The sequence below is a fragment of the Paenibacillus auburnensis genome (assembly GCF_927798115.1).
Lineage (GTDB): Bacteria > Bacillota > Bacilli > Paenibacillales > Paenibacillaceae > Paenibacillus_AQ > Paenibacillus_AQ auburnensis.
Map to the genome: position 1 here is coordinate 47,595 of NZ_CAKMMG010000014.1, position 19,502 is coordinate 67,096.

11 protein-coding genes are annotated in these 19,502 nt (G+C 52.0%); 4 read left to right on the forward strand and 7 right to left on the reverse strand.

Features of this window, described 5'->3' with window-relative positions:
• The first annotated feature begins 404 nt into the window (after positions 1-404).
• Positions 405-5,582, forward strand: coding sequence for an Ig-like domain-containing protein (locus L6H70_RS27160; protein WP_236337346.1), 5,178 nt, complete (start codon positions 405-407; stop codon positions 5,580-5,582).
• A gap of 123 nt (positions 5,583-5,705) precedes the next feature.
• Here L6H70_RS27160 and L6H70_RS28780 read toward each other — a convergent pair whose 3' ends face one another.
• On the reverse strand, positions 5,706-5,840 hold the full coding sequence (locus L6H70_RS28780) for a hypothetical protein (protein WP_279306803.1): 135 nt from the start codon (positions 5,838-5,840) through the stop codon (positions 5,706-5,708).
• 207 nt (positions 5,841-6,047) lie between these two features.
• Here L6H70_RS28780 and L6H70_RS27165 point away from each other — a divergent pair, with 207 nt between their 5' ends.
• Positions 6,048-8,186 (forward strand): class I SAM-dependent methyltransferase, encoded by a 2,139-nt coding sequence (locus L6H70_RS27165; protein ID WP_236337348.1) that lies wholly within the window; start codon positions 6,048-6,050, stop codon positions 8,184-8,186.
• A gap of 133 nt (positions 8,187-8,319) precedes the next feature.
• Here L6H70_RS27165 and L6H70_RS27170 read toward each other — a convergent pair whose 3' ends face one another.
• From L6H70_RS27170 to L6H70_RS27180, 3 genes are all read right to left on the reverse strand, one after another.
• Positions 8,320-8,472: a hypothetical protein gene (locus L6H70_RS27170; protein WP_236337350.1), complete on the reverse strand. Its 153-nt coding sequence runs from the start codon at positions 8,470-8,472 to the stop codon at positions 8,320-8,322.
• A 608-nt stretch (positions 8,473-9,080) separates the two neighbouring features.
• A complete protein-coding gene (locus L6H70_RS27175) occupies positions 9,081-9,851 on the reverse strand; it encodes a hypothetical protein (protein ID WP_236337352.1) in 771 nt (256 codons plus the stop codon).
• 778 nt (positions 9,852-10,629) lie between these two features.
• A complete protein-coding gene (locus tag L6H70_RS27180; protein WP_236337354.1) occupies positions 10,630-11,559 on the reverse strand; it encodes an AraC family transcriptional regulator in 930 nt (309 codons plus the stop codon).
• 127 nt (positions 11,560-11,686) lie between these two features.
• Between L6H70_RS27180 and yicI the strand changes: the two genes are divergently transcribed.
• Together yicI and L6H70_RS27190 are read left to right on the forward strand one after the other, a co-directional pair.
• A complete protein-coding gene (yicI, locus tag L6H70_RS27185) occupies positions 11,687-14,008 on the forward strand; it encodes an alpha-xylosidase (protein WP_236337356.1) in 2,322 nt (773 codons plus the stop codon).
• Positions 14,009-14,190: 182 nt separating this feature from the next.
• The gene (locus L6H70_RS27190; RefSeq protein ID WP_236337357.1) at positions 14,191-15,366 is read left to right on the forward strand and encodes an SGNH/GDSL hydrolase family protein; all 1,176 of its coding nucleotides are present in this window, start codon (positions 14,191-14,193) and stop codon (positions 15,364-15,366) included.
• A gap of 428 nt (positions 15,367-15,794) precedes the next feature.
• Here the strand turns inward: L6H70_RS27190 and L6H70_RS27195 are convergent, their stop codons facing one another.
• The 3 genes from L6H70_RS27195 to L6H70_RS27205 all read right to left on the reverse strand — a co-directional run bounded on the left by L6H70_RS27195 (position 15,795) and on the right by L6H70_RS27205 (position 19,467).
• Positions 15,795-15,890 carry a YjcZ family sporulation protein gene (locus L6H70_RS27195; RefSeq protein ID WP_236337359.1) on the reverse strand — a complete coding sequence of 32 codons (96 nt, stop codon included), beginning with the start codon at positions 15,888-15,890 and terminating at the stop codon, positions 15,795-15,797.
• A gap of 113 nt (positions 15,891-16,003) precedes the next feature.
• On the reverse strand, positions 16,004-17,647 hold the full coding sequence (locus L6H70_RS27200; protein ID WP_236337361.1) for a helix-turn-helix domain-containing protein: 1,644 nt from the start codon (positions 17,645-17,647) through the stop codon (positions 16,004-16,006).
• Positions 17,644-19,467 (reverse strand): sensor histidine kinase, encoded by a 1,824-nt coding sequence (locus L6H70_RS27205; RefSeq protein ID WP_236337362.1) that lies wholly within the window; start codon positions 19,465-19,467, stop codon positions 17,644-17,646. The genes L6H70_RS27200 and L6H70_RS27205 overlap by 4 nt, the downstream gene beginning before the upstream one ends.
• Between the last annotated feature and the right edge of the window lie 35 nt (positions 19,468-19,502).

Sequence of the window (19,502 nt, forward strand, 5' to 3'; positions counted from 1 at the left end):
AGCAAACCATAGCAAGCTTCCGCCGGAAGCTTGCTTTTTGGCGTGTTTTGGGAGAGGATCCCACGAAAAGAGGCGTTGCCGGAAGCTGGCACCATGAACGCTCACAGTCTACTCATTCTGATGATCGGAGCTCCTCACCTAAGTCGACTTTACCTATTACAGGCCATATTACCTATGGGTACCCGGGTAGATGAACTCTTTCATCGACAGAGTGGCGCATGTAATCGTATTCACGGTGCTTAAAATATTAATATTTTAATATAAAATACTTCAATTTTAACGCATATGGGTCGATAAATAGGAAAAAAGGTCTATATGTTTCTGTTTATGACCTCTAAAGGAGGGTAATTGTCCACATAATCCCATATTTTGGGTTGATTTTGTCATATGAAAGGAGTCATCTATTGAAATTTAGAGCGATCAAAAAAACAGCCATCTCCTTATTGGCCCTCTTGTTGCTGACCATGACCTTCCTGCCCCAGGTCCGTTCTGTCTATGCCAGCGGATTGGACCTCACCGGGACTGGAAATGGATGGTTGACCGTCTATCCTAAAAACAGCCAATTTGATTACGTCGGCGACCAGCAGACCGGAAGCGGCAGTGTAGCGCAAGACATCGTCGGGGATGCAAACAATCCTCCTTTTTACGTTAACTATGATTCGGCTGCGGGTGAAATCGGCTTTCGGATCCGTGTGAACAATCTGGATGGAACCCAGAAGGACAAGTTTACAAGCTTTGCGTTTGTGGGGGTGGATGCCAACGGGAACGGGGGTATCGACTTTTTCTTAGGCGTTTATAATCCGACAAACAACAACGGGAAGATCGGTATCTATAATGCTGATCCTAACAAGGCGAATACCTCGCCCAGCACGACGGGTATCATCAATCCTGCGCTCATCTCTTATGTACCGAGTGCTAACCAGAATTACTCGTTGATGCAGGCTACTGGAAGCAGCTTTTCAGGCGACAGTGACTATTTTGTGACCTTTAAAGTCAAGGTTGCAGACATTAATACGGCAATGGCGAGCAGGGGAATTACTGTGACTGCTACCTCCCCTCTGCAATATATTATCGGCACTGCTGCCCAGGACAACTCTTTTAATCAGGATATCGCGGGCACGCAGGGCATAAGCACTAATGATACTACTACGTGGAAGGACCTCGGCGTCTTTTCGCCGCCCGTCAATGTTACGGGTACGATCCTGAACACGGCGCCAAGCGCAGTAGCGGATACGCTGACTGTAGCCGAGAACGGCTCGGGAAGCTTGACCGTAACGGCAAACGATACGGATGCCGAGAACGGGCTTGTCCCATCGACGGTAAAGCTTAATACACTACCGTCGCACGGTACGGTCACTGTAGGCACGAACGGCCAGGTGACATACACGCCGAACGAGGGCTACAGCGGCAGCGATAGCTTCACGTACACCGTCAAGGATACGGACGGAGCAGAATCTAACCCGGCCACGGTAAGCGTGACGGTGACAGCGGCTCCAATCCTGAACACGGCGCCAAGCGCGGTAGCAGACACGCTGACCGTAGCCGAGAACGGCTCGGGAAGTGTAACGGTAACGGCGAACGATACGGATGCCGAGAACGGGCTTGTCCCATCGACGGTAGCGATCAAAACGCAGCCGTCGCATGGTTCGGCCACCGTAGGCGCGAACGGACAGGTTACGTACACGCCGAATGAGGGCTACAGCGGCAGTGACAGCTTCACGTACACCGTCAAGGATACGGACGGAGCGGAGTCCAACCCGGCCACGGTAAGCGTGACGGTGACAGCGGCTCCAATCCTGAACACGGCGCCAAGCGCGGTTGCAGATACGCTGACCGTAGCCGAGAACGGCTCGGGAAGTGTAACGGTAACGGCAAACGATACGGATGCCGAGAACGGGCTTGTCCCATCGACGGTAAAGCTTAAGACACTACCGTCACACGGTACGGCCACCGTAGACACGAACGGCCAGGTGACGTATACGCCGAACGCGGGCTATAGCGGCAGCGACAGCTTCACGTATACCGTCAAGGATACGGACGGAGCGGAGTCCAACCCGGCCACGGTGAGCGTGACGGTGACAGCGCCTCCGGTCCTGAACACGGCGCCAAGCGCGGTAGCGGATACGCTGACCGTAGCCGAGAACGGCTCGGGAAGCTTGGCCGTAACGGCGAACGATACGGACGCCGAGAACGGGCTTGACCCGTCGACGGTAGCGATCAAGACGCAGCCGTCGCACGGTAAGGCCACCGTAGGCACGAACGGCCAGGTGACGTACACGCCGAACGAGGGCTACAGCGGCAGCGACAGCTTCACGTACACCGTCTTGGATACGGACGGAGCGGAGTCCAACCCGGCCACGGTAAGTGTGACGGTGACAGTGGCTCCGATCCTGAACACGGCACCAAGCGCCGCAGCAGATACGCTGACCTTAGCCGAGAACGGCTCGGGAAGCGTAACGGTAACTGCTAATGATTCAGATGCCGAGGACGGGCTTGACCCGTCGACGGTAGCGATCAAGACGCAGCCGTCGCATGGTACAGTCATCGTAGGGACGAACGGTCAGGTGATGTACACGCCGAACGCCGGCTACAGCGGCAGCGACAGCTTCACGTACACCGTCAAGGATACTGACGGAGCGGAATCCAACCCGGCCACGGTAAGTGTGACGGTGACAGCGGCCAACGGAATTCCTGCGGCATTACCGCAGCTCGTTGAGATCAACGAAGGGGCCGTAGCGGTAACGGTTATTCTTGAAGGCACCGACCGCGAAACGATCACTGGACTGGTTTACCAGATCACCACTCAGCCGTCACAGGGTACCCTTACCTTACAAAGCGGCAATATCTATTTGTATACACCGGCCCCGGGCTTTACATCGGGTACGGACAGCTTCAGCTTCACCGTGACGGACGGGAACGGCCAGACGAGTCCGCCGGTTCAGGTGACGATTCAGATGAACAAGGCGCTCAACGGCTGGGTCGGCAATAAGCTTGAAGGCGATCCGTCTGTCGTGAATGCAGTGCCCGGCTATCCGCTGAAGTTCTCGGCCGTAAGCCCGCTGTCGGCCCATGAGGTCAAGGCGACAATCGGAGGCGGCACTGTCAGTCTTGAGTTAGCCAATCCTGCTACCTTCCTTCAGGACGGCTACAAACGGTGGGAGAGTACGGGCTATCTGCTTACCACACCGCTGGCCGCAGGTTCTTACACGGTAATGTTCCAGGCGTTTAAGGCTGACGGCACACCGCTGCCCGCCGAGACCCGCCTGGCCGATAACGGATTCCAGGTACTAGCGCACTCACTGGCGCTGACGGCATCGCCGGACCGGATTGTCGGAGACGGCCGCTCGACGACCGAGCTGGCCGCCGTGTTGACCGACAGCAGCGGTAATCCCGTGCCGGACACCGAGGTTGTGTTCTCGGTCCCATCGGGTCTGGGTACGTTCGTTGGAGCTGACCGGGTGCGGACGGATGCCCAAGGCCGGGCGGCAACGACCTACCGCTCAGCTGACCTATCCTCCAATCAGGAGCAGAAAGTGCGGGTTGAGGCAGCAGCAATTGACCTGACAAAAGGACTCTATGCGAAGGACGATATTCTGGTTACCTTCCAGCCGGCAGTCATCAGCGGGGTTATCACCCGCGGTGCCGCGGGCGAGAAGATCGCCGGCGCGACCGTACGGGTAACGCTGGATCTGAATGGCGATAACATCATTACACCTGGTGTTGATTTTGACGAAACAGTAGTGACAGGCGCGGACGGTTTTTACTCGCTGCCGGTGCCGAAGGGCAATGCGCTGTACACCATCGCAGTGACGCAGACAGTAAATGTAGGCGGAGTTTTAACACCGGTGACGTATACTCAGACGGCGGCAGTCGGCTCGGTCAGCGGTACCGGCCAGGAGAGCTACGATTCAACGAAGACAGCCACCGGTATCATCCTGATGAAGCAGCCGGCAGGCGGCACCGGAATGATATCCGGAGACCTGGTAAAGAAGACAAAAGTATATTTGAAAGACGCGGCAACGGGTCTCTATATTCTGGAGAACGGATCACCTAAGGCTTTCCCGGCCCAGCAGAACGGCGTATTCAGCGCCGAAGGGCTGGGGCTCGGCACATATGTGATGGAGATCCGCTATGAAGTCGAGCCGGGACAGGAGATTATTATCCAGAAGAGCGAAGTGAATGTTACAGCCAACGGGGAAATGAATATTTCAGAGGAGCTGATCGACCCGTACGGTGCGATTACGAACAGCTTGACCGGGGTCCCGGTGGAAGGCGCGAACGTAACCCTGTACTACGCGAATACAGCGCGCAACGGCAGCAAAGGCGGTAAGACCGTAACGCTGCCGGCAATCCCGGGCTTTGCCCCTAACGACAACGCGAGCCCCGAGCAAATCAGTGACCCGCAGGGTCTATACGCCTACATGGTCTATCCGCATACGGATTATTATCTGGTTGTGACCAAGTCCGGCTATGAGACTTATACCAGCCCGACAATCGCGGTGGAGTTGGAAATTGTCCGCCATGATATCCCGCTGAATCCGATAGGGGCAGCCGCCATCCCGGGTTCCTCACCGGTTAATGCGACCATCACACCGGTAGTGGCAGTCAGTCTGGACCGGAACCTGATTGAAGAGGGCGGGACCTCAGCAATTACGGTCGAATACGCCCAGACCGGGAAGGGAACACTGACCGGCGGCACGGTTACGGTGACACTGCCAGAAGGCGCGGTAGTCGTAAATGCGGACGGCGGAACAGTAGCCGGCAATACGGTAACGTGGCCTGTCGGTACCCTGGCTCCGAACCAGCACGGTACGCACCGGATTGAAGTGAAATGGCCGCAGCTCAGCAAGGCGGAGCAGGAGTATGAGGTAACGGCAGCGCTGTCTGCCGGCAGTCAGACGCAGGCAGCAAATGCAGCATCCTCTGCCAAGCTGAAGGTATTCTCAAGCCGGTATGGCGAGTTGAAGCATCAACGCTACATCCTGGGTTACCCGGACGGGCAGTTTAAGCCGGCGAAGAGCCTGACACGCGCTGAGCTGGCGGCGATTGTTGCCCGGCTGACAGAGAACGCGGCCCACAGCGGCAGTTCGACCTACACGGATGTGCCGGGCAGCCACTGGGCGGCGGACTATATTATGATCGCCACCCGTCAAGGCTACTTCAGCGGCTATGCAGACGGTACCTTCCGTCCGGAAGCTCCGGTGACACGCGGCGAGCTCGCGGCGGTCATGGCGAAGTTCCTGAAGATAGACCTCACGGCGGCCGCTTCGGCGCATTTTACCGATCTTGGAGGCCACTGGGCAGCGAATGCTATCGAGCAGCTCTATAACAGCAAATTCTTGTCCGGCTACCCGGATGCTACATTCAAGCCGGACCTGAAAATTACGCGGGCTGAGGCAGTTACGATGATCAACCGGATGCTGTACCGCGGACCGCTGACGGGAATTGAGCCGCAGTTCCCTGATGTACCGGCCACCTATTGGGGCTTTGGCGACATCCAGGAAGCGACACAATCCCATGAATCGAAACGTGAGGGCGACGAAGAAGTCTGGGTGAAGACGCTGACCAGCGACGAAAGGTAGTCTCCGCGTGGTCAGGCCTCATCCAAGTAAGGCTATTGCTGAAGCCATTCATACAGTAAATGATTAAACGAAAAAAACAAAAACAGACCAGACAAGGTAACCTTGTCTGGTCTGTTTTTTGCTTCATTGATGGGAAGCTTCCAAGGTGATACACATGCTGTGCCCTGCAGAACCGGTATTGAAGAATGAGGATTCAACCTCCTGTACGGGTACTGTGTTTTTTTGAAACAGGGTTAGAAACATGGTAGACTTATCCATGCGGCCGCCTCCTGAATCTAGTGTAATCGTGTACAATCGATTCAGGAGGCGGCCCTTTGCATTCGGTGTTTTATATAATCATCGGACTGCCGGAAATGAAGCTTACCAACTGTCAGTTTGTAGTGTAACGGTTTACGGTTACGTACTAATAGGTTTCTATCCACATTCGCCAATCAAACAAGACATTATCTTATTAGGAGGTGCAGGATGCTGAAATCGTTGCAGGCTATTGAAGCCTACCGTGAAGGGGATTATTTGCCTGAGGAGGAGCTTGTGTGGCTGAAATATATTGTTCAGGCCGAAATGCCGATAGTCAATCTGGAGCGTGTGGAATCGCTGCGGGAGCTGGATCATCGGAATCCCGTGCTGGACTATGTGGAACGGAGTCTGCGGCTGCTGGATAGTCTGCCGTTGTCCTACTGGATTAAGGAGCTAGCCGAAGAAACGCTGGTCTGGTCGGAGACGGCCAAAGGCGGGACCTCCCGCCAGCGCCGGAAGTGGCAGGAGGAAGGCATTAATTGTTTTGCCCACAATATAGGGTCAGCGCAGCTGTACTGGCAGCATGCCGGAGGCAATGCAGCCGCTGTAGCCTCCGGGCCGCAGGCGGCGCTGCTTAAGGCGGCAGGTGTTGCGCATGCGGAGAAGATTCTGATTGTGCACCGGCTGATTGAAACGCATGGCCTCCTCGGCCAGCAGATCCGCGGCGAGGTTCCGCCAAATGTTAACCGCCCGCTGGCCGTTATGGTAGAGGAGGGGCTGCTGACCTCCGACGAGCTGGAGCGGCTGCTGTTTGCGCTGAACCATTGCATCATTGGCGCTGTCTCGCCGGTACTGTGGCAAGAGGTACGCAGTGAGGTGATGGAGCTGATAGCAGTCATCGCTTCAGGAAGTCTGGACACTCCGTTACCAATGAAGGAGCGGTTGCACCGCATGCGCTCCGGTCCAATCTCCCGGGGCGAGGATTTCGCGGCGGAGTGGAGCAGGCTGGAGCAGGAGGGCATGGATTCCGCATTGCTCGAATCCATGCAGCCGGTAACGTTCTGGTATGTGGAGTCGGCACTGCAGACGTTCTCGCTGGAGCAATTTCTTAAAGTGCTGGTGCTTGCTGCACAGGGCAGCGGCAGCAGCGGCCTGAACCATATCAGCTTTGAAGCCGTTATGAATTCAATCTATTATGACTATAAAGGCGATAAAAAAATCAACGTCTATAAGAAACGGATTATCGAAAAGTATCTGTCTGAGCTTAGCTGGCAGGACATTGCCGCCGGAAACAGCACTTCCGGCAATCCCCATCTGATTCACCGGCTGCGGCGGCAGAAGCATCTGCAGGATACGGTGTTTTTTGATTTTGAATTCTCCCCCGCAGCAGAGAAGCTGATTGAATTCTGTATTGAAGCCGAGAAGTCCGCGCTGTACGAGCGGGCGGTGCTGCTCTTATTCGATTTGTTCGATCTGCGGCGCGACGCATTCGACCGCTTCCATAACGAGGATAGCTACCTGAGCCAGATGAACGATACGGCTGATTATAAAGCTGTTATTCTGGATTATGTCACTGGCAGCAAGGTGCTGGATATCGGCCCGGGCGGCGGTGTGCTGCTTGATCTGATTGAAGAGCGGATGCCCGCTGTCACTCCGGTCGGCATTGATATATCCAGCAATGTAGTGGAAGCGCTGCGCCAGCGTAAACAGCGGGAGGGCCGCCGCTGGGAGGTGCTGCAGGGTGATGCGCTGAACCTGAAGGATTTTGTGGAGACGGGCAGCGTGGATACGGTGATTTTCTCATCCATTCTGCATGAGCTATATTCGTATGTGCCGATGAATGGCGTGAAATTCAATCATGAGACGGTAGCCGCAGCGCTGGTAAGCGCATTTGAGGTGCTTGCCGAAGGCGGTAGGATCATTATCCGGGACGGGATCATGACCGAACCGGAGACAATGCAGCGTAGAATCCGGTTTCTGGAACAGAACGGACTGGCATGGCTGGAGCGGTATGCCGGGGATTTTGCCGGACGCAAAATCCAGTATGAGGTGGTCGGTGAGCAGGAGGTGCTGATGCCTGTGAACGATGCCATGGAGTTTTTGTACACCTATACATGGGGTGAAGAAGCCTACGTCCACGAGGTCCAGGAGCAGTTTGGTTATTTTACACCCGAGCAGTATGTGAAGTTTATCAGGGAACGTCTGGGAGAGCAGGCGCAGATTGAAGTGTTCCGCCACTATCTGCAGGAAGGCTATACGCTGGCACTTCAGGAACGGGTCGTAATCATGGATGAGCACGGGAATGAGACGGCTTTGCCGGACAGTACCTGCTTCATGGTTATCCGTAAAGGACATGAGGCGGGCTGACTTACTCTAATAGAACGTACGGCCTGAAGTGCTCCGGCATAATGGCGGGTATAACAAAAGGGAGACGCACGTATGCGGCTCCCTTATTGCTGCGCAATCCGGTTAGATTTGCGTAATTAGGAGTGATTTGATTTTACCGTCCAGCACCTGCATCGTCTGTACTGATCTCTACAGATACATAGTCAGAGAGTGGAGTAGACAGCACCTTCTTAATCTTCTCCACGGCTTCATATATGTCCTCTGATAGATTAGAAGATACATTCACATTAAAGATAAGGTCACCCACTCTGAAATCCTTCTTGTTTTCTTTGCTCGTATTCTTTGGTAAAGTTATATTCCCCAGTGTGAAGCGTGGCCAGTGTTGCACTAGTCTCTGTTATTTCCCACACCGGGTATTTTCGTAGCGTCCGGCGGCGTATCATGTCGATCCCTAGACAGCATTCTTCTTCTGTCACCAATTCCTTTGCAACTGTTTAAGTCTTATCCAAGGCATCCAACGCCTCCATGGCCTTGTGAAGTTCTGTCATTGATTCCACTGTACGTTTATACATTTCTCTTCACCCTTTCCTATTGGTGTATAGCAAAAAGAGCCGCTTTTCAGCGACTCCTAATTTAATGATGCTTGTATTTATTTCCTTTCTAATTCAGACCACACTAGATAAAATATTCCGAATATAACTAGTATGGTTGGAACAGTCATAGAAAATGGTGGCGGGATCAAGGAGAGGTTACTCTTTATCGTGGTATTTGAAATTCCACTAAATTTAAAAGATAGTAAAGTAGCCCCAATATAATGAATGGACTCACGAATTAAATAAGATACAATTCCAAGTGCAAGCAGAGTAATTCCCACTCCCTTTTTATTCAAACAAATCCCCTCCACCTTAATACATTTTAATAACTTGGTGCGGACAAACTTTGTTTAACCGTGTACACTCCATCAGGAAGTCCACCGCTCATCACTCTTGCTACATAAATATCCGCATAAGTGTTTGTATCACTTACCAAGACACTAGTTCCTTGAGCATTAGCATAAACCTTTTCATTGAGTAAACCATAAGAGTTGTTAAAGATCGGATAATAATCCATCCAAGCGTAGTATCCTGGTGAAATAGATTGAGTAACTGTATCACTACTAGTATACGTGTTAGTCCAAGTTGCGCCAGCAGTAATCCCAGCAGTGACAGCATTTATTTTGGCCGAAACATTAAATGAAATATTGGCTGCAAAAGCTTGCGAAGCAGTGTAGGCAATTGCTCTAGTAACTGGATTGTTTGAATCATTCTTAACTGCGGAAGAAATTCTTCTATTCAAGTCGCTTCTTGCATAATTATAGATATATCCCGATTGGTTGTACTTGTAAACTGTTGTAGTGTAGGCATCCATTGGTGTAATAAGCGAGTTAGTTTTAAAGAGTGGGGCGCTCTCTGCAAGCCCAACCTTTGCTTGTTCTAAAGCTGCGTTTTTGTTAGCTTCAGCTTCGAGTTTATTATATTCCTCTAGCGTTATTTCTTTTAATCCACCATCTACTGCTCGGTACGCTTTCACCACTTCAACATTGTTCTTTTGGGGTGTTGTAGCACTATGTACTTCTTCTGCCCCTGCATAAATTGGCAAACACAACAATAAAGACATAGCGATAGGAATTAAAATTCTTTTTTTCATTTTTCAACCTCCAATTTTATTAGAGGGCGGCCGATCCCTAAATAAAGTATACAATACTTATTTTTGGAAAAATATAGCGCAATAGTCTTACAATATTTTCAATTTAATGTATTATTTTGTTTTTTTATTAACGAACTATATTTTATTATAAGAGCAAATATCACAAGAATATTAAGTAGCGAAACCTATCGCCGCCGTTATAGTCATCTTGTGACCCGAGCTGGTGCTGCAGCCAGGAGAGATGGTGGCTACCGCTAATGTCATAGATCAAATTAGTATTCCCCGCTTGGTCCCTCTCAGTTAGGCTTATTAACAAAAATATATCATACTGCCAATGCTTCATAGCTAACGGGAGGATATTTTACTAAATTTATCTCAATAGCGAGGATGAAATAGCGAGATTATAACAAATGAGGTATTTCAAATAATATCAAAGGAGACTACTGCAGCAAATGAAATCATAAACGAAATAGATTTAGATGAGTATCTGACCAAAGATAAAGAGTATGTGCAATACCCACTGTTAAAAAAAAAGCAAGCAGGGTGCCGGATAATAACGGATAGCCTGCTTGCTTTTTACTTTCTTTTTATGCAGAAATTGTTGCACAGAATCCCTTGAACTTTGGAGAACGAAGCTGGTCTTACCCATAGAGGGGTCTGTGATTTGGTCAGACGCCAGCGGATGCTTGTATATGAAGTTATCAAAATGGCTGAACTACAGGGACTATTCTACACGGTTTGGTTAAGTTTTACAGTTTAACTTGTCCCCATTGCCCTATCACGGATACAGCTGACCCTGCCCGGCCCCCTGCATGGCTCCCAGCGCTGCCCCTTTGCGGAACTCCGAGGGTGAGCATTTCATCGCCTTACGGAACACTTTAATGAAATAGCTGACGTTGTCGAAGCCGACCTCCAGTGCGATGTCCGATATTTTACGTTCACTCTGCTGCAGCAGGTCAGCCGCCTGGCGGATGCGGTAGGAGTTGATATAATCGACGGGTGTCTTGCGGGTCATGGCTTTGAAGAAGCGGCAGAACTGGCCCTCACTCATCGGAATCAGCTCTGACAGATCCCGGGTGCGGATCGGCTCCTGATAGTTGTCCTGGATATACAGAATGACCTTTTTGAGCCGGTTGATCTTGGTAGTATCAGCGCTCTCCGACTGGCTGTGGTTCACGGAACGGTCCGGGGTGGCAATCTGCGAGAGCATAATGAGCAAAGTTCCTTTCATAAAGGCTTCGAATCCGGGCATTTTATTAGCATATGCTTCCATCATCCGCTCCAGGTGGTTCAGCAGCTCCTGCTGCCAGGGAACAGCGGGTGTAATGTGCCGGGGGAAGCTCTGGCGCTTCTCCTGAAGCGGAAGAATCACATTCTGCTGGATCGTATCGTATTGGGCGCTGGCCAGAAGATCGGGGTGAAACACAAGCGCACAGAACCGGCAAGGGCCTTCCTTCAGGACATAGGCAGCATGAATATCACCGGATTCGATAAAGACTGCTTCCCCTGCGCGGAGCGGAAAATAATCGGTGTCCACCTGAAACAGGATCTCTCCTTCCAGCAGCATAAAGAACTCGGCCTCCTCATGCCAGTGCGTATCCAGGACATGCGTTCCGGCCGGAAGTTCGATCCAGTAAGCAGCCAGCGGAAACATAACATCACCGTGTACGCGGTCTTCTTTGAGCAAACGCTGGGACGTGCGGTCCATTCCTAGGTCTCCTTTAATCAAAACATCAAAATAGTGTTATAAACGAGCTATATTTTATTAGTTTTGTTGTTTTATTATCGTTATAATGCAACTATAAACACCAAATTGAAAGGTGGCAAGTGCACACATGAAATTTACAGACGGCCTCTGGCTGGTTCGTGACGGAATCAACATCAACGGCGCAGTACAAAACTATGTAGTAGAAAAAACATCCGAGGGTTTGACCGCAGTCACTCAAACAACTCCAATTACAGGACGCGCAGCTACACTGAACTCCACGCTCCTTACCGTTAAATTCCATTCCCCGCTTCCTGGTGTAGTGGGTGTGAAGATCATTCATAATGACGGCGTGATCGACCGCGGTCCGGCCTTTGAATTGACTAAGGGAACCGGCGACCATGTCCAGATTGAAGAAAACGAAGCCCAAACCGTGCTGATCAGCGGCGGACTCCGTGTCGTTATCAATAAAGGCACTCAATGGTCCGTGGATTTCTACCGCGGCGACGAGCGCATTACAGGCAGCGGTTACAAATCGATGGCCTATATCACCGACCAGGACGGCAACACGTTCATGCGTGAAGAGCTGGACATCGGCGTAGGCGAATTCGTGTACGGTCTGGGCGAGCGCTTCACTGCTTTTGTGAAGAACGGTCAAGTCGTAGATATCTGGAATAAAGACGGCGGCACCAGCTCCGAGCAGGCCTACAAGAACATCCCGTTCTATGTAACCAGCAAGGGCTACGGCGTATTTGTGAACCAGCCTGAACTGGTTTCCTATGAAATCGCTTCGGAAAAAGTAAAAAAAGCCCAATTCAGCGTAGCTGGAGAGAGCCTGGAATATTTCGTGATTGAAGGACCTACGATCAAAGAGGTCATCAGCAAATATACTTCGTTAACCGGCAAGCCTGCGCTTCCGCCGGCATGGACCTTCGGCCTGTGGCTGACGACTTCGTTCACTACTGACTACGATGAAGCAACAGTTAACTCTTTTGTAGAAGGAATGGCTGAACGCGATCTGCCGCTGCATGTGTTCCACTTCGACTGCTTCTGGATGCGTGAATACCAATGGACCGATTTCCAGTGGGACGAGCGCGTCTTCCCGGACCCGGTAGGCATGCTGAAACGCCTGAAGGAAAAAGGCCTGAAAATTTGCGTCTGGATTAACTCCTATATCGGCCAGCGTTCACCGCTGTTCGAAGAAGGCAAGAAGAACGGCTATCTGATCAAAAAAGCCAACGGCGACGTATATCAAACTGACCTGTGGCAGGCGGGCATGGGACTCGTAGACTTCACAAACCCAGCGGCTTGTGAATGGTATGCAGGATACCTGCGCGGTCTAGTGGATATGGGCGTAGACAGCTTCAAAACAGACTTCGGCGAAAGAATTCCGACAGATGTTGTGTACTTCGACGGCTCCGATCCGCAGAAAATGCATAACTACTACACTCAGCTGTACAACAAAGTGGTCTTTGATGTATTGGAAGAGAAGCTCGGCAAAAATGAAGCAGCGGTCTTCGCACGTTCGGCTACAGCCGGCGGGCAGCAGTTCCCGGTACACTGGGGCGGCGACTGCTACGCAGATTACGAGTCCATGGCAGAAAGCCTGCGCGGCGGCTTGTCCCTCGGTCTGTCCGGCTTCGGGTTCTGGAGCCATGATATCGGCGGATTCGAAAATACCGCTCCGGCGCATGTCTTCAAACGCTGGCTGGCCTTCGGCCTGCTCTCCAGCCACAGCCGTCTGCACGGCAGCACCTCGTACCGTGTGCCTTGGGCTTACGATGACGAAGCGGTGGATGTTACCCGGTTCTTCACCAAGCTCAAATGCAGCCTGATGCCTTACCTGTATGATGTAGCCGGCCAAGCGCATGAAGAAGGCTGGGCTTCGATGCGGGCCATGGTTATGGAGTTCCCTGAAGATCCTACCTGCGAAGTGCTGGACCGTCAGTACATGCTTGGTGACAAGCTGCTCGTAGCTCCAATCTTCCAGGAAAACGGCGAAGTGAAATACTACCTGCCGGCTGGTCGCTGGACTCACCTGCTGAACGGTGAAACAGTAGTAGGCGGATCATGGCGTAAAGAAAAGCATGACTTCTTCAGCCTTCCGCTGTTCGTACGCCAGAACTCGCTGCTGGCAACAGGCAGTGTAGACAACCGTCCGGACTATGATTTTGCCGACGGCGTGAAATTCGGCCTGTACTCCCTGGAAGACGGCGCTACAACAGCGGCAACAGTCCGTGATATCAACGGCGCTCCTGAACTGACAGTGACAGCTGCACGCACAGGCAGCACCGTTAAGGTAACTGCTGAAGGCAGCGGCAAACCGTTCACATTTGCAGTGAAGGATCTGGGTGCTATCGCTTCCGTAGAAGGCGCAGAGCAGGCAGATGAAGCTACAGTACAAGTTAGCGGCGGCAGCAAGTCCGTATCGTTCACGATTACATTGAAATAAGTTGTACCGTATGTATCAGACTCTCTGATGGCCGGGGACACATTGTCCCTGGCTCATTAGGGAGTTTTTTTAGAAAAACAAATATCTTAATCTGGCTATGAACCTATGATTTTTTTGTACAAAGTGCAATTAGAGGATAGCAGTTATTTCGTATGCGGATCAGGACAGGAGAATTGATTACTATGATTATTAAAGATAACTACGGAGTGCTCAGCGAAGCGGGCTACTCTTCGGCCACGGCGCTGTCCACTGCGGCCAATTATATTATGAATGCGCCGGAGCCGTTTACCCATACCTACAGGACATACGTCCGCCTGCGGGAAAACGGCAGCCTGACGCTGAAATTCTGGCACAGCAACAGTGTCGATTCCACCTGGGATATTGGGCAGGAGGCTAATGGCAGCGAACCAGGCGGGGAGTGGAGCATTGAAGCTGCGTACATCGCTGACGGCGGGCTTGTGCCGGACGGTACGGTAGCGCCGGACTCGCAGGTTCCGGTAACCTTCACGGGGGCGTACTCGAAGGTGGTTGCTCCCGGCGAATGCTTCTGGAGTGATGAAGCCTCACTCGACTTACCTGAGGGCCATTACCTGGCCTTTACCTGGACCATTAGAACAGCCGCGCCGGGCAAGTCCTTCCCGTTCAACGTGGAAGGTATTCTCGTGTCGGCTTATGATGCAGACGGCAATCTGGCCGGGCAGTCATCTGCGGATACCTTTACCGAATCAGACAAGCTGCTGGTGATGCCGAGCTATATCGGATACAAGAAGCAGGTGGCGAAGAAGCTGGTGTTCCTGGGGGATTCGATCACCCAGGGAGTCCGGACGGAGAAGGATGCCTACAGCTATTGGGCGGCGCGGATCGCTGAAGGGCTGGGTACGGATTACGGACTGTGGAATATCGGTTCAGGCTGGGGCAGAGCCTATGATGTGGCTGCGGACGGGGCTTGGCTGAATAAGGCTAAGCAGGGCGATGAGGTACTGATTGTACTTGGAGTCAACGATCTGGATATCGGCAAGCGCAGTGCAGAGGAACTGCTTGGCGACCTGACGGCGATAATAGGCAAGATTAAAGAGGCGAACAACCACGCGGACATTATCCTCAGCACCGTGCCGCCGTTTAATTTCGAAGAAGAACGGGAAGTATCCTGGCGTAAGGTGAATGAGACGATCCGCACCAATCCTCCAGCTGGTGTGAACCGTGTGTTCGACATCGCAGCAGTACTGTCCGTACCGGCTCCGGCAGATCACAGGATCAGACCGGAATACATGAGCAATGAGTTTGATCCGCATCCAAACGGGCACGCCGGCAAGGCGGTAGCGGAAGCTTTTCTGGCTTGGTACGGGAAAAATAGATAAAGAACACTACAAGCTTACTAGGCATACTATGTATTACTTTTAACAGAAGGGTAGTGTGCCTGCAATGGGTATTCAAGTGGGAATGCAGCCGAAAGTGCTGTATCAGGCTGATCAGAATTATATTCAAACCATGAAATCGGTTAGACATCACTTACACAGTATATGTAGACAGCATGTAAACCAATTCGTCCGGGTGCAGACAATTGACGGTCAGGTCGTTACGGGAAGAATATTGGGCTGTGATAGAGGGTTGTTATATTTGGGCGTGCAGAGTCATGGAGGACAACGCGCCTTCTTTGGGGGCAGCGATGAAGCGATTTTAACCCTGGTACTTTTCGAATTGCTTGTTATAACTTTATTGTACACTTAACAAAAAAGATAAGAGTCTGGCATACCTGCCGATTCTTATCTTTTTTTTGGGGGATGGGTTAGAATGTTCTGAGAATGATTACCAGCAGAATATAAAGCACCAAGATTGTCGTAGTGGAAGTAAACATGCCTCCGACATTTGCACAACCGCTCATCGCTTTACCTCCTTCGCAGTATCATCTTACAGACCCATGATATGCACTTACCTCGATCTCTGTATGGACAATTGACCAGATTAAATGAGGGATTTATGCGATGGCCCGTCCCGTCAGGGGGCAACCTGCACCCGGTAATCCTTCGGCGTAACTCCAATCTGCTTCTTGAACACTTTGCTGAAGTACTTCACATCGTGGAAGCCGACCATTTCCGAGATCTGCGACAGCTTGAGGTTCGGATTCTGCAGCAGGAGCTTGGCTTTATTGATTCTGACGCTGCCGATGTAATCGGAGAAATTAATGCCGTATTCCTGCTTGAATTTGCGGGAGACATATTCACGGCTGACATAGAATCTGCCGGCGACCTCCTGAAGAGACAGGTCAGACTGATAGTTCTGATCGATATATTTGACGATCTCTGTAAGCGGGTTACGTTCCTTGATCTGCCTTGCCGACAGTTCCTGCGACAGGCGCTGCATCAAGGCGAAGGACCAGTCGCGCCAGGCGAACAGCGAGAAGGAATAGCCGTTGGCATAAGGAGCAGGATTGTGCCGGTCGGCCAGCTCCAGCTCAGCCAAAGCACTGTCCGCTTCCCCACCCAGCGCTTCGCGTACGAGCCGGGAGCGGAACAGCAGGGCATCGGCTTTCCAGGAGCCCAGCATTTCCGGCGTCACCACGCCCCCGCGGCTCAGCTCATCAATCCAGTGCTGGGCGGCAGCGGACAAGGCCTCCGTATTTCCGCTGATAACGGCCATCCTCCAGTCCTCCTGGACATGGGCGAAGATCGCCCTGGAGCCGTCGGCTGCCTGCTCAGCTTTGCTATGCTCTCCGGCAGAGGAAGCGAAGTGGCAATAATCCTCATGCCGGAGCAGATTCCGCCGCATCAGGGCGTCCAAAGCTTCCGAACGCTGCCGTGCAAGCTGGCCTGGCAGGCTGCCCGTACTGCTGATCCCAAAATGCATCCGGAACTGCAGCGTTCGGAAGATGCCTTGATTGATCCGGCTGATCAGCTCCAGCACCGATTCCTGGACATCCCATAGCAGGATGGCGATTTCCGGCGGCCCTCCCCAGTAGCGGAAAGCGATCCCTTTCTTCTGGGGCTGCAAGAATTCATTGCAAATATTGACGATGGCATAATAGAGCAGCTCACTGTCTCCGCCGAATCTTTTGAGCAGCTGATTATTGCCCGCATCGGTCTGTACAAGAATCAGCCGGGAGGACCCGGCATTACCGGGAATGACATTCTCAGCGACAAGCCGGCGGAGTGAGGTTTCAGAAGTAACGGGATCATCAATCAGCGCCGACAGGAGCCGTTCTCCGTAGATCGGTTTGATCTCATTCAGCCGGATGCTCTGCTGCTGCCGGTGGCTGCGTTCTTCTTCCTCGGAGCGCCAGGCGGCAACCGCCTTGGACACGGCTGTATTGATGGCATCGGCCTCAATGGGCTTGAGAATATAGTCAATTCCTCCATGCCGGACCGTCTGGCGAACAAACTCAAAATCATTATGTCCGCTGACCACTATAAACTTCGTACTCCCGGCAAACTCATTCACCCAGGTCATCAGCTCAATGCCGTTACCTGATTCCATCATCATATCCATGATCACCAGAGCCGGCTTTTGCCCGCGGATCACTTCAATGGCTTCATTGCCGTTTCCCGCTTCCAGGATCTCATCGATCTGATGGGCGTCCCAGTCGACCAGCAGCCGGACCGCCTTTCTGACTCTCGCTTCATCATCCACAATCAGCGCCTTCATATCCGTTCACTCTCCGTTAGTATTTCAATTTCCAGTCGTATCAGGACTCCGCCCTCAGGCAGATTGTCCACGGTCAGTGCAGCGTCATCCCCGCAGACAAGCCGCAGCCGCGCGAGTACATTGCCAAGGCCGATTCCTGCACCTGGCGCATCCCGCCTGCTGTCACTGCTCTTCACGGCGGTGACGTCGAGTGGAGTAGGCCGCTCCAGCTCCTGCCGGAGCTTGTCCAGTTTCGCCAAAGGAATGACATTGCCGTTATTCCGGATCCTGATCTCCATTCGTCCGGATGCCAGCCTGGCTGCCGTAATCTCGATCAATCCATCGCTGCGCGACAGATTGAAGCCGTGCTTGAAGTAATTTTCAACAATCGGCTGGAGGATCATTTTGGGCATCAGCGCATTCAGCAGCGGTTCCTCCATATCGTAGCGGAAACTGAATTTATTTTCAAAACGCTCCTTTTGCAGCTCGATGTAAGCTTTGACATGCTCCAGCTCATTTTGAATGGTGACAATCTTCTCGTCATTGTACATGCTGTAACGCATCATCTTGGCAAGGGCCGACAGCAGGGCATAGATTTGCGGCACTTTCATCTCCAGGGCAAGCGTACCGATAATCTGCAGGGTGTTGTTGAGAAAATGCGGATTGATTTGCGACTGCAGAGCCCTCAGCTCATTGGTTTTATTAGACAGCTCCAGCCGGTACTCCCGCAAAATCAGATTATTGATCGTATCCATCATGCTGCGGAAATGCTCGGTCAGCACACCGATCTCATCGTTGCCCGCCGGGCTGATCTCCACCTCCAGATTCCCGGTCCGCACCTGATTCATATACCGGGTCAGCTGCTTGATCGGGGCCGTGATCCGGAAGGAGATGAAGATGGTTAGCGCAATAATCATACTCATCAGCAGGAAGAGCAGCAGCAGGTTGAGGCCAGCGGCTTCCTTGGCTTCGCGGAACAGGTAGGACACCGGGATTTGCTTGACCAGCGTCCAGTTCAGACCTGTGCTTTCCACCTTCTGATAAATGAACACGGACCCGCCTTCCTCAAAATAACCCTGGGCCTCAGCATTCGCAGTAATTTGCTTATTGTACCAGGCTGCATTCAGCGGCTTGCCGAGCGAACCGGCATCCTGGCCGTACACCAGCATACCGTCACTGTCCACTACGTAGGCCTTCTCCTGATCCTGCTCATACAACTGGTCGACAATTTCAGCAAGCGCCGTCAGCTTGATATCAATCGACAGATAGCCAAGTGCTTCCGAGGAAGGAATGCGCTCAATTCTGCGGTGCAAGGTAAAGACGGGTTCAGGCGTGAACTGGATCAAAGGCAGGTTCAGTCCGTAAGCATTGCTGAGGTGGGTACTCTGGACATTTACCGGAGAACTGCCTGTAACGTCAGACTCCTGATAAGGCTTGCTCACCAGCCATCGCTTGGGCGTTGTATTGTCGGTAATCAGCGTGGCTTTGCTGTCCTTGACCCCGTATAAGTATACCTGTGAGATATCGGGCAGCGAAGTGGAAATATAACTGAGTGAATTATAGATGGCAATATCGGAGGACAGGTCATCATAACCGGCTTCCAGCAGACGGTAAAAATCTGAATCGGAATATACGCTCAGCGACAGCCGGTTGACCTCCTGAATCAGGCTGTTAATATTTTTGGAGCCTTGATAGAGCAGGTTTTTGTTCTCATCTACGGCCCGTGTTCTCAGCGACTGGGTTGTATAAGAATAGCTGATATACATCGTCGCCATAATACAAATTAAGGTTGGAAGGAGTAAAAAAAGGATCAGTTTGGTGCGGATATTGTTCCATTTCATCGATTCTTGTCACATCCGATCAATATTTTACACCT

Bases quoted from the DNA above. Each gene is read 5' to 3' on its own strand.
- L6H70_RS28780 (WP_279306803.1), bottom strand. From the start codon at position 5,840: ATGGATAAGTCTACCATGTTTCTAACCCTGTTTCAAAAAAACACAGTA.
- L6H70_RS27165 (WP_236337348.1), top strand. From the start codon at position 6,048: ATGCTGAAATCGTTGCAGGCTATTGAAGCCTACCGTGAAGGGGATTAT.
- L6H70_RS27175 (WP_236337352.1), bottom strand. From the start codon at position 9,851: ATGAAAAAAAGAATTTTAATTCCTATCGCTATGTCTTTATTGTTGTGT.
- L6H70_RS27180 (WP_236337354.1), bottom strand. From the start codon at position 11,559: ATGGACCGCACGTCCCAGCGTTTGCTCAAAGAAGACCGCGTACACGGT.
- yicI (WP_236337356.1), top strand. From the start codon at position 11,687: ATGAAATTTACAGACGGCCTCTGGCTGGTTCGTGACGGAATCAACATC.
- L6H70_RS27190 (WP_236337357.1), top strand. From the start codon at position 14,191: ATGATTATTAAAGATAACTACGGAGTGCTCAGCGAAGCGGGCTACTCT.
- L6H70_RS27195 (WP_236337359.1), bottom strand. From the start codon at position 15,890: ATGAGCGGTTGTGCAAATGTCGGAGGCATGTTTACTTCCACTACGACA.
- L6H70_RS27200 (WP_236337361.1), bottom strand. From the start codon at position 17,647: ATGAAGGCGCTGATTGTGGATGATGAAGCGAGAGTCAGAAAGGCGGTC.
- L6H70_RS27205 (WP_236337362.1), bottom strand. From the start codon at position 19,467: ATGAAATGGAACAATATCCGCACCAAACTGATCCTTTTTTTACTCCTT.